This window comes from Pseudoalteromonas sp. J2K-J979 (genome assembly GCF_058169715.2).
This window is the reverse complement of the sequence record NZ_CM200281.1, coordinates 61790-72500: the sequence shown is the minus strand read 5'-3', so window position 1 is coordinate 72500 and position 10711 is coordinate 61790. Positions and strand designations below refer to the sequence as shown.

The window sequence follows — 10711 nt, the reverse complement described above, 5'->3', positions numbered from 1 at the left end:
AGGGAAATGTGTACACCCTAAGACCAATACATCATTATCTTGTGCGATCCCCAACCGTTTGCATTCTATTTGCAGTTTTTCCTTGTCGATTTGCCCATGCCAATACTTTTCTTCGGCTAGTTCCACCAGCACAGTTGATCCATAAAGATTAACTTTTGTTTGTTGCGCGTGTTCTGATATCAAACTATGCGTATACACATTTTGAATTGTCCCGGGAGTGGCTAATAAGCCTATTTGAGCCCTTTTCGACAATAAAGCGGCCGGCTTAATCGCAGGCACAACCCCCACAATTGGAATTGAAGTTTGTTGACGTAGAAACTCTAATGTCTGGGTGCTCGCTGTGTTACAAGCAATCACAATAATATCAATAGTAGAGTGCAGGCTTTGAATAGTTAGTAATTTGGCATGAAGTCGCTGTTTTAAAACTTCAACACTTAGTTTGCCGTACGGCATGTAAAGGTTATCCATGACATAGGAATATTTCGCATATGGGAATTTTTGCTGAATGTGCTCTAATACCGTTGTTCCACCGATACCAGAGTCAAAAATGACTATATGAGGCTGCAAACTAACATCTCCAATTAAACTAGATGTTAGTTTGCCATATCCGCCAATGTAAGCCTATCTCAAAAGGTGTGATTGATTTCTTTATCGGCTTTATTTGATTCCAATAGCGCATACTGCTCAAAAACAGTTCGGCTATATTCCAGAAGCTTATATACTTGCTCGTTATCTTTATTCAACCATTCAAGTAGACTGACTAACTCGGATTCGATATTCAACGGCTTCGCTTGCTCTCGAGCACGACCTAAGCCTTCATTTATAGGTTTCAGTTGCTCCGCTAGGTCTTGTCCTGGAATGTTACGCTGGTATTGCTTTACGCTACTGAGCGACTCTGTCTGTTGCAAATTCATTGAAAATGCTGCCAACTGAGATGTATCCATATTTAAGTCCAGTGCTTTTTCAAACGCCTCATCAATATCACCTTCAAAGAATGCGTCACTCACCCCTTGTAAGTCGGCCATTAATGCATTGATGGCTTCTTGCTCTTGCTCATCTAACTCACCATTTACTTCTAAGGTAAACCCATAACTAAACGATGCTGAGGACTGGGATACGAAGCGTGCTTCTTGCTCATTGGATTGGTACGCCATAGCTTTTGACTTTGAGTAGTCTGCGTTAAATGTAATATTAATTTCATCACCATCTAGAGTTTTGATACTTAGTTGTGCACCATTACTTAGGCTATATTGGCTGGCTTGGCGATAATTACTGAATATCTCATTTGACGGCGCTGAAGAAAAAAGCGACTCGCTGAAATCATCGAGACCTTTTGACATCAACTCTTCACTTTTTGCAATGCCTTCACTGACTTCTTCAGTTAATAAACCAGATTCTTCTAGCTCTTTTTCAGCTTCTTCAATCCCAATAGCAATGCCTTTGCGTGCCTGATCTAGCATGCTCTGCAATTTATCTTGATCAGCTCCTTCGCCTTGCGCTTTTAGCACCGCCCCTTTTACAAATCCCAGTACATTTTTAGCGACCTCTTCAAAATCAAATAATGAATCTGGACTGCTTTTTTTGGTTTCGGGCATTGATAACGTATCCGCGAGCTTGTTTCCCATTACTTTAGCCGCAATACCCTTAAGATCGGTTTGGTATCCTTGCTTGGGTAACCCTATATCTTCACTCGATTTTTCTTGAGTTTTAATGAATTTATTAAATAAATTCGCAGGTTGAAATCCCGGTAGACCAATTTTCATGATCTTTCTCCTATTTAAGCTATATCGTTAGTATCGGCTAGAATCACATTTACTGTAGTAAAAAGTACAAAATTCATACAATCATTTAATCTATTCAAAACATGCATCTTAAATGGCTTATTCTGCATTAGCACTAGACAAATAATCCATGCCCCATAAAATAGCGCGACAAATATATACAGAGGCAACACCCATGGCTGTAATTACAATCAATCCTGCACTTTACAACCAGCAACTTTCTGACAAGAAAATTAAAATTAGTAAGCAATTTGCTCGGTTTGGTGCAAATAATATTGAGGTGTTTGCGTCAGAAGAAAAACATTACCGCCAACGGGCCGAGTTTAGGGTCTGGCACGAAGGTGAAGACCTTTACCATATCATGTTTGATCAAGATACCAAGCAGAAGATCCGTGTAGAGCAGTTTGACCCTGCTGCGCCGATTATTTTCGCACTCATGCCTCGTCTAATTGCTGAGCTAAAAAATCAAGAAGTACTGCGTCGAAAGCTATTTCAAATTGACTATTTATCAAGCCTTAGCGGCGAAATATTGGTAAGCATGCTTTATCACAAACCACTTGATGATGAATGGGAATACGCGATTAGGGCGCTTAAAGAAAAGCTATCACACGAATTTAAAATCGATTTTATTGGCAGGGCTCGAAAGCAAAAAGTCATTTTAGGCAATGATTATGTTGTTGAACAACTTGACGTTGCAGGAAAAAAACTCACCTACCAACAAGTTGAAAATAGCTTTACCCAACCTAATGCAAAAGTGAATCAAAAGATGCTCGAATGGGCGTTGGACATTAGTAAAGGGCTAGAAAATGACTTACTAGAACTATATTGTGGTAACGGTAATTTTTCGATTGCACTCGCACCTGCATTTAACCGCGTGCTCGCGACTGAAATCTCTAAATCATCTGTCGCCTCAGCTCAATTCAATATCAAAGCTAATAACATTAATAATCTAGATATCATCAGAATGTCGAGTGAAGAATTCACACTGGCAATGAAAGGTGAACAAGAGTTTTCTCGCTTAAAAGGCATCGATTTATCTAGTTACAATTGCCAAAGTATTTTAGTCGACCCTCCAAGAGCTGGGCTCGATGCTGAAACGACAAAACTAGTACAGAATTATGACAATATTCTTTACATTTCCTGTAACCCAGAAACGTTAGAACGTGATTTAGCAACCTTAACAACCACCCACAAAGTTGAACGCTTCGCGATTTTTGATCAATTTCCCTACACCCATCATATAGAATCGGGCGTATTCCTCATTCGAAAATAAAAAAGCAGCGTTAGCTGCTTTTTTTCTCTTTGTTATACATCGAGGCACCTTTCGCAATAAACCGTAATTGCCAAATTAATCGCTCAACCAACTCCGCACGTTGCGGTTTGTCTAGATCAAGCGCTTCTGCCCCTGCATTAAAGACTATGGTCACCATCGCTTCGGACTGAACATAGGCTTGCTTCACATCACAGTGTGTTTCTATTTCTAAATAATGTGCCAGCTCTAAGATAAAGTGTTTTATTTCACGCGCAACAGCCGCTCGAAATGCTTTCGAAGTACCTGAACGCTCTCTCAAGAGTAACCGGAACTGATTACTAGACTGCTCGATAAACTCCATAAAAGTATGTACTGAAATAGTAATAATACTGCCACCGCATTCTATTCGACTTCGAGCTTGGCGCATTAACTGCCTTAATGTTAACCCAGCCTCATCGACTAAGGTCAGGCCTAACTCATTCATATCTTTAAAATGGCGATAAAAGGAGGTCGGTGCAATCCCAGCTTCTCGAGCAACTTCTCGTAAGCTTAAATTCGAAAAACTATGCTCTGCGCTTAACTGATTAAATGCGGCTTCTATTAATGCTTGCCTTGTTTTTTCTTTTTGCTTCGCCCGAACACCTGACATCTACACCCCCATAAATTGCTAAAAAGCAGTTTATCATATTTACTTAACCAGCAAATTACTAACTGTTCGCGATATTGTCACTTGACTGAATGCACAGGAACCACTATTTTAGCGTACAGTTGTACGCTGAGATTTATATTATGAAAAAACCACCTATTATTTGGACCAATGTCTTATTTTTCACCCTCACCTTTGCTGCGGCGCTAATTTTAGTGCCATGGTACGGCATCACTTATGGCTTTAGTTTTGCTAACTGGGCCGCATTTGTTGGTTGTATGTTCTTTGCTGGGCTCTCAATTACAGCTGGTTATCATCGACTGTGGGCACACAAAACCTACGATGCCCACCCAATTATCCAGATTATTTTTGCAATTGGTGGCGCATTTGCAATTCAAAACAGTGCGCTGCACTGGAGCTCTGATCATCGCATCCATCACGGGCAAGTCGATGACCCAATAAAAGACCCTTATGCAGCTACCAATGGATTTTGGTATAGCCATATTGGCTGGATGTTAAGAGATTACCAAGGTGATAACTATGCTAATTATGATAATTGCCGCGACTTACAGAAAAATAAAATTGTTATGTGGCAGCATAAGCATTATCTGATACTCACACTTATCTCTAATATTGGCCTGCCATTATTACTCGGCTTTATATTTGGTGATATTTTGGGCATGCTTATTTTAGCGGGTATTTTGCGACTAGTTTTAAGCCAACATTTCACATTTTTCATCAATTCCATTGCCCACATTTGGGGAACTAGACCTTACACTGAGAGTAATACAGCCCGAGATAATGGCTTATTAGCGCTTTTTACTTATGGCGAAGGTTATCATAATTATCATCATATCTTTGCGAGTGACTACCGCAATGGTATCCGATGGTGGCATTACGATCCGACAAAGTGGATGATAAAATCACTTTCATACGTTGGATTAACCAGTAAGCTAAAAACAACTCCAATTGAGCGAATCGAAAAAGCAAAAGCCAACACACTAATGCAGCGCACAGCAACCAAATTACAAAAAGCCCAAGTAGCGAATGCTAAACTTGAGCTGTTACAACAAGAGTACGATGTTTTAATTAAAAAACTGCAAAGTTACTGTAAACTAAAAAAACAATTGCTTGATGCAAAAAAGAATACCATGCTCAAACAATGTGATCAGTCCGCTTTAATCGCACAATATCGTGAGTTAGAGCGGGCTTGGCAAAAGCAAAAGCAGTCATGGCTTGAGCTCAATGCCCAATTATTGAGAGCTAGATATAGTTAAAGAGGACACAGAGTGGCTAAAACAAAAGAAGCAAAAGCGTCACCAAAAAAAATTACTTATCAGTATGATGCCATAATCATTGGTACAGGTCCTGGCGGTGAAGGCACCGCCATGAATCTAGCCAAAAGTAAAAAGCGGGTTGCGGTCATCGAAAAGCAACCTTCTGTTGGTGGTGGCTGCGCTCATTGGGGAACTATCCCATCTAAGGCGCTGCGCCATTCAGTTAGCCGCTTGATTGAGTTCAATACCAACCCTCTTTTCAATGCAAGTGAGCAGCGTAATCGGCTCACTTTTCCTGACATTCTCAACCATGCAAGTACCGTGATCTCAAAACAGGTTAATTTAAGAACTAGCTTTTATGATCGTAATCGGATTGATATTTTTCATGGTGAAGCCTCATTCATTGACAAACACACCATACGTATTTCTCAGCCTGATGGTTCTTTTGAAGATATGACGGCACAAACGATTGTCATTGCAACGGGATCTCGCCCATATCGGCCACCCACTGTTGATTTCAATCATGGTCGCATCTATGACAGTGATACGATTTTGAAGCTCAACCATGATCCACGTCATATCATCATTTATGGCGCCGGTGTCATTGGGTGTGAGTATGCCTCAATTTTTCGGGGCTTAGGAGCTAAGGTCGACTTAGTCAACACCCGAGACCGCTTACTCGCATTCACTGACGCCGAAGTGTCGGATGCATTAAGCTATCACTTTTGGAACAGCGGCATTGTAATTAGGCATAACGAAGAGCTTGCTAAAGTCGAAACTCGCTCGGACTGCGTAATATTCCATATGGAATCGGGTAAAAAAATGCAAGCCGATTGCGTTTTATTTGCCAATGGACGCACCGGCAATACCGATAAATTAAACCTGCAAGCAATTGGCCTTGAAGCCGATGGACGTGGTTTGCTTAAGGTCGATGAAAATTATCGCACCCAAATTGATAACATATACGCTGTGGGCGATGTTATAGGATATCCGAGTTTAGCCAGTGCAGCCTTTGACCAAGGGCGTATTGCAGCAATAGCTATTGTTCATGGCCATTGTCCTGAGCGGATTATTTCAGATATTCCAGTTGGTATTTATACCATTCCTGAAATCAGTTCAGTTGGTAAGAATGAGCAAGAATTAACAACAGCGAAAATACCGTACGAAGTAGGCAGAGCTCAATTTAAACATCTGGCGCGTGCGCAAATAGCAGGAACAGAAGTTGGCAGCTTAAAAATACTCTTCCATATTGATACCAAAGAAATTTTAGGTATCCACTGCTTCGGTGAACGTGCTTCTGAGATTATTCACATCGGCCAAGCAATAATGGAGCAACAGAATGGTGGAAATAATATTGAATACTTTATCAATACAACTTTCAATTACCCCACCATGGCCGAAGCTTACCGTGTTGCAGCGCTCAACGGTTTGAACCGCTTGATAAAATAATCGAAATGATCAAAAAAAGGGCACATTTTGTGCCCTTTTTTATTGCTGACTATTGTTTCCGTGTAAAATTCTTGTAAACTAAATTTCATCATAAGAATAATAATAGGCTGTTAAGATGAAATGTGCTGCTTTAGGGTTTTTATCCGCTTTAACATTTTGTTCTACCTCTGTATTTGCTGACTTTGACTCAGCGAAAAGATTGCTCAGTGAAAAAAATTACACTGATGCCGCAACAGAATTGACCAAGTTAGCTCAAACAGGGCACCCAGAAGCACAGTTTCAACTCGCCTCTTTATATGAGCAAGGCCTGGGTGTAGATAAAGATATCACTCAAGCTTACGCTTGGTACTTAGTCGCTAAAGATTTTGATAATGCAGCTGCTGCAGAAAAATATAGCGTTTTACGTAAAGTCATTCCTTCACGTAAGGAAGGCAAAGATCGTTACCGTGCTATATCTAAGCTATACGGTAAAAAACTTCATCAACAACACTATGCTCCAATCATAAAACCTTCTCGTTTTTATCCTGAGCGTGCCACGATACTTAATAAAATCGAGCCCGATTACCCAAATGAACTTATCGCTGCGCAAAGTGCATGGGCCACTGTAGCCTATAATGTTAATGAAAGCGGTCATGTTGAAGATGCGCGGATTTTGGCTTCGTTTCCAAAAAATGCAATTGATGACTATGTACTTGATGCTGTTAAACAGTGGAAATTTAAACCGGTTAAAAGACGTAACGGTGAACCAGACCGCGTGAACGACTTGTTTTACACCTTTAAAATTAAAAGTAATAGCAGTTCAAATCATCGCAAGTATGAAAAACAACTTGAAGAATATACAGGCAAGCTCAAAGCACTAGCCGATGAAGGCAACAGCTATGCACAAGCACGTTATGCACTTATGCTTGAACATGAAATGATTGAAAACCCCTCCGAGCAAGCAATCGATTGGTATTACAAAGCCGCAATAAACGGCAATAATGACGCACAACTACGTTTAGTTCACTGTTTTGATAATGGCGAAGGCTGTCAACCAGATGAACGTAAAGCATTTAATTGGTTAGAAAAAGCGAGCCAAGGTGACAACTACCGTGCTCAATTTCAGTTAGCTAAAACGTTACTGAACTATGAAAGTGTTCATTACAACCCATTACGTGCCGTCGATATTCTAAAAGAAGCGACACATAATCAGTATCTTCCAGCAATGACTGAATATGCGCACTTACTTGCATTTTCAGACAACCCTAAAATACGTGATATCCAATCAGCGATAAAATACGCTGAGCTTGCACGCTCTTTAGATCCGACTCACCCAGTGCTGCTTTCGGTGCTAGGGGCATCATACAGTGAATTGGGTCGCGTAGAACAAGGCGAAGAGTTGCTTCAGCAAGCGTTTGAAGAAGCCCAACAACGAAACTGGCCAACCCGTAGTTATTTGAACCTAATTGAAGGTGGAAAAGCTGCGATGATGGCAAACGGCGCCAGACTCTCATATTAACCCTTAACTTAATTCATTAAAAAAGGAGCCTTAGGCTCCTTTTTTAATGACCGATAAAAGTGATTACAGATGGTATAACTTAGATAGTTCATGGACAGAATTAATAAATGCACCTGCATTTTCAGGATCAACATCCGGTGTAATACCGTGCCCAAGGTTAAAGACATGTCCGCTACCTGCACCAAAACCATCAAGAATTTTCTGTACTTCTTGACGAATTCGCTCAGGGCTGGCGTGTAACATGGCAGGATCCATGTTCCCTTGTAATGCCACTTTGTCACCAACACGCGCCTTAGCATCAGCAATATCTATCGTCCAATCTAATCCTAATGCATCGCAACCAGTAGCAGCCATTGCCTCTAACCACATCCCACCATTTTTAGTGAATAATGTGACAGGAACCTTACGGCCGTCATACTCGCGGATCAAACCATCAACGATTTTCTCCATATAACCAAGAGAAAACTCTCGGTAATCACGAGGAGTTAAAATCCCTCCCCAAGTATCAAAAATCATAACAGATTGCGCACCCGCTTTAATTTGCGCATTTAAATACAGAATTACCGAATCAGCGAGTTTATCGAGTAGCATGTGCAAAATTTCTGGCTCGGCAAACGCCATCTTTTTAATTTTACCAAATGTTTTACTACTACTCCCTTCAACCATATAGGTTGCAAGTGTCCAAGGAGAACCAGAGAAACCAATTAATGGCACATCCCCTTTGAGCTCTCTGCGAATTGTACGCACAGCATTCATGACATAACCTAATTCCTGTTCAGGATCAGGGATAGGTAGATTGACTACGTCACGCATATCTAAAATGGGGCGCTCAAATTTCGGGCCTTCACCAGTTTCAAAATATAAGCCTAAGCCCATAGCATCGGGGATCGTTAAAATATCACTAAATAAAATAGCAGCATCAAGCGGAAAACGGCGTAATGGCTGAAGTGTGACTTCACAAGCTAGTTCAGCATTTTTACACAGACTCATAAAGTCACCCGCTTCAGCGCGAAGTGCGCGGTACTCTGGTAAATAACGGCCAGCTTGTCGCATCATCCAGACAGGCGTTGCATCCACAGGTTGTTTCAATAAGGCACGTAAATAACGATCGTTTTTAAGTTCGCTCATAAAGTTCTCATTCTGCTAGTGGGGTAATCCCCTTTAATCCAATAATTGTATCATTATGATAGCCCGCGCTCTATGTGCAAGATCAAACTATTACATAAATTTTAAAATAAACAGTTGCAGTTAAGTAAATTAATTGTTATAAAATAAATGCGCTAGTAAATAAGAATAATAAGAACTTGTTTAAACAAGTCAGCAAAAGAATTTAAACCACCTTCGGGTGGTTTTTTCTTTTCTAAATCAATAAAAAAGCGTAATTTCCACCTCCTAACCCTAAAAAAATAAAACCATAGATATCAGCAACTTAAATTTTATCTGCTTGAATTGTAAAAAATCAGTTGATCTTTTGTTCATATTTCATTGTTATAGAGAAAACGTTAGGTTCGCAAGGGAGATTGAATATGCTAACAAGACTAGAAAAAGCCCAAGAGTCTTGGGGTGGATCCCACTCCGTTATTGATTCATGGTTAGAAGAACGTCAAGAGTTATTAGTACAATATTGTAAACTTGTTGGTTTGCCACCTTACGAGCGCAGTGATAATGCATTGCCTGATAAAGATGAAATTCAAAGTTTCTGTCAAATCCTTGTTGATTACTTATCTGCTGGGCATTTTGAAATTTATGACGATATCGTTCAGGCTTGTGAGGAAAAGGGACCACAAAGTTTAGCGCTTGCGAAGACTCTCTATCCAAAAATAGCAAGTTCAACTGACTTAGCGCTAAATTTTAATGATCAATATGCTGATGCCAAAAAAGGCCAAGACTTTTCGAAATTCGATAATGATCTTTCAGAGCTTGGCGAAGTCCTTGAACAACGTTTTGAATTCGAAGATGAGCTAATTGACAATTTATATTCAAATCATTTAGACAAATAAAAAAACGGGATTTAATCCCGTTTTTTTATTTAAAAAGAATAGCCGCAACTTATTCGCTTGCAGCCGCTTCTTGTTCAGGCTGTTCAATATCTAATAACTCTACTTCAAAGATAAGAGTAGAGTGAGCAGGAATAGAGCCTGTTGCGCGATCGCCATATGCCAGTTCAGACGGAATCGCAAACTTGAACTTAGAACCCACGTTCATTAGTTGAACACCTTCAGTCCAACCTTTAATTACGCGGTTAAGTGGGAAGTTCACTGGCTCATTGCGCTTATAAGAGCTATCAAACTCAGTGCCGTCAATTAACGTTCCTTTGTAATGAACAACAACAACATCTGTCTCAGCAGGTTGTGCACCTTCACCAGCAGTAATCACTTCATACTGTAATCCAGATTCAGTCGTCGTTACACCTTCACGCTTGCCATTTTCAGCTAAAAACGCAACACCTTTAGCTTTGTTTTCTTCAGCTTCTATTTTTGCTTGCTCGGCTTGCTTAGCGCGCACGTCGGTATCTAGTTGTGTTAATACTTCACGGATTTTTTCATCATCGATTTTTGCAGAGCCCGCTAGCGCATCTTGAAAACCTTTGATTAATAAAGCTTGGTCTAACTCAAAACCGAGTTCTTTTTTATCTGCTAGATCTTTATTTAAAAATCCACCCACAGATGCACCAATACCGTATGCTTGTTGCTGTGCAGCAGTTTCTAATTTAACTTCTACCGCTTGTTCTTTTTTGGCTTCTTGATTACAGGCTGTAAGAGCGAGTACAGACGCTGCGATCAAAGATAACTTTAGTGTTTTTTTCAT

General features: G+C 40.3%; 10 protein-coding genes (1 of these 10 only partly in view). 5 read left to right on the top strand and 5 right to left on the bottom strand.

Going from position 1 to position 10711, the window contains the following annotated elements; genetic code table 11:
• Together murI and AC3KVK_RS00330 are read right to left on the bottom strand one after the other, a co-directional pair.
• A protein-coding gene (gene murI, locus AC3KVK_RS00335) for a glutamate racemase (RefSeq protein ID WP_490313494.1) crosses the window boundary here: on the bottom strand, positions 1-567 show its 5' portion. Its footprint begins 228 nt before the window's first position; the window shows 567 of its 795 coding nt (coding positions 1-567); the start codon lies at positions 565-567; its stop codon lies beyond the left edge, outside the window.
• Positions 568-626: 59 nt separating this feature from the next.
• Complete coding sequence (locus AC3KVK_RS00330) at positions 627-1763, bottom strand: DUF5610 domain-containing protein (protein WP_490313495.1); 1137 nt, start codon at positions 1761-1763, stop codon at positions 627-629.
• Between the two features lie 193 nt (positions 1764-1956).
• Here AC3KVK_RS00330 and trmA point away from each other — a divergent pair, with 193 nt between their 5' ends.
• Complete coding sequence (gene trmA, locus AC3KVK_RS00325) at positions 1957-3054, top strand: tRNA (uridine(54)-C5)-methyltransferase TrmA (protein WP_490313496.1); 1098 nt, start codon at positions 1957-1959, stop codon at positions 3052-3054.
• A gap of 10 nt (positions 3055-3064) precedes the next feature.
• Here trmA and fabR read toward each other — a convergent pair whose 3' ends face one another.
• Positions 3065-3682, bottom strand: coding sequence for an HTH-type transcriptional repressor FabR (fabR, locus tag AC3KVK_RS00320; protein WP_490313497.1), 618 nt, complete (start codon positions 3680-3682; stop codon positions 3065-3067).
• Between the two features lie 140 nt (positions 3683-3822).
• On the opposite strand from fabR, the gene AC3KVK_RS00315 reads away from it, so the two are divergent.
• From AC3KVK_RS00315 to AC3KVK_RS00305, 3 genes are all read left to right on the top strand, one after another.
• Entirely contained in the window at positions 3823-4956 is a 1134-nt protein-coding gene (locus tag AC3KVK_RS00315) for an acyl-CoA desaturase (RefSeq protein WP_490313498.1), read from the top strand.
• A gap of 12 nt (positions 4957-4968) precedes the next feature.
• The gene (gene sthA, locus AC3KVK_RS00310) at positions 4969-6405 is read left to right on the top strand and encodes a Si-specific NAD(P)(+) transhydrogenase (RefSeq protein ID WP_490313499.1); all 1437 of its coding nucleotides are present in this window, start codon (positions 4969-4971) and stop codon (positions 6403-6405) included.
• 115 nt (positions 6406-6520) lie between these two features.
• Entirely contained in the window at positions 6521-7903 is a 1383-nt protein-coding gene (locus tag AC3KVK_RS00305; protein WP_490313500.1) for a TonB family protein, read from the top strand.
• A 63-nt stretch (positions 7904-7966) separates the two neighbouring features.
• Here AC3KVK_RS00305 and hemE read toward each other — a convergent pair whose 3' ends face one another.
• Positions 7967-9031, bottom strand: coding sequence for a uroporphyrinogen decarboxylase (gene hemE, locus AC3KVK_RS00300; RefSeq protein WP_490313501.1), 1065 nt, complete (start codon positions 9029-9031; stop codon positions 7967-7969).
• Positions 9032-9429: 398 nt separating this feature from the next.
• Here hemE and rsd point away from each other — a divergent pair, with 398 nt between their 5' ends.
• The gene (rsd, locus tag AC3KVK_RS00295) at positions 9430-9903 is read left to right on the top strand and encodes a sigma D regulator (RefSeq protein WP_490313502.1); all 474 of its coding nucleotides are present in this window, start codon (positions 9430-9432) and stop codon (positions 9901-9903) included.
• Between the two features lie 49 nt (positions 9904-9952).
• On the opposite strand, the gene fkpA is transcribed toward rsd, so the two are convergent.
• Positions 9953-10711 (bottom strand): FKBP-type peptidyl-prolyl cis-trans isomerase, encoded by a 759-nt coding sequence (fkpA, locus tag AC3KVK_RS00290; protein ID WP_490313503.1) that lies wholly within the window; start codon positions 10709-10711, stop codon positions 9953-9955.

Bases quoted from the DNA above. Each gene is read 5' to 3' on its own strand.
- AC3KVK_RS00330 (WP_490313495.1), bottom strand. From the start codon at position 1,763: ATGAAAATTGGTCTACCGGGATTTCAACCTGCGAATTTATTTAATAAA.
- trmA (WP_490313496.1), top strand. From the start codon at position 1,957: ATGGCTGTAATTACAATCAATCCTGCACTTTACAACCAGCAACTTTCT.
- fabR (WP_490313497.1), bottom strand. From the start codon at position 3,682: ATGTCAGGTGTTCGGGCGAAGCAAAAAGAAAAAACAAGGCAAGCATTA.
- AC3KVK_RS00315 (WP_490313498.1), top strand. From the start codon at position 3,823: ATGAAAAAACCACCTATTATTTGGACCAATGTCTTATTTTTCACCCTC.
- AC3KVK_RS00305 (WP_490313500.1), top strand. From the start codon at position 6,521: ATGAAATGTGCTGCTTTAGGGTTTTTATCCGCTTTAACATTTTGTTCT.
- hemE (WP_490313501.1), bottom strand. From the start codon at position 9,031: ATGAGCGAACTTAAAAACGATCGTTATTTACGTGCCTTATTGAAACAA.
- rsd (WP_490313502.1), top strand. From the start codon at position 9,430: ATGCTAACAAGACTAGAAAAAGCCCAAGAGTCTTGGGGTGGATCCCAC.
- fkpA (WP_490313503.1), bottom strand. From the start codon at position 10,711: ATGAAAAAAACACTAAAGTTATCTTTGATCGCAGCGTCTGTACTCGCT.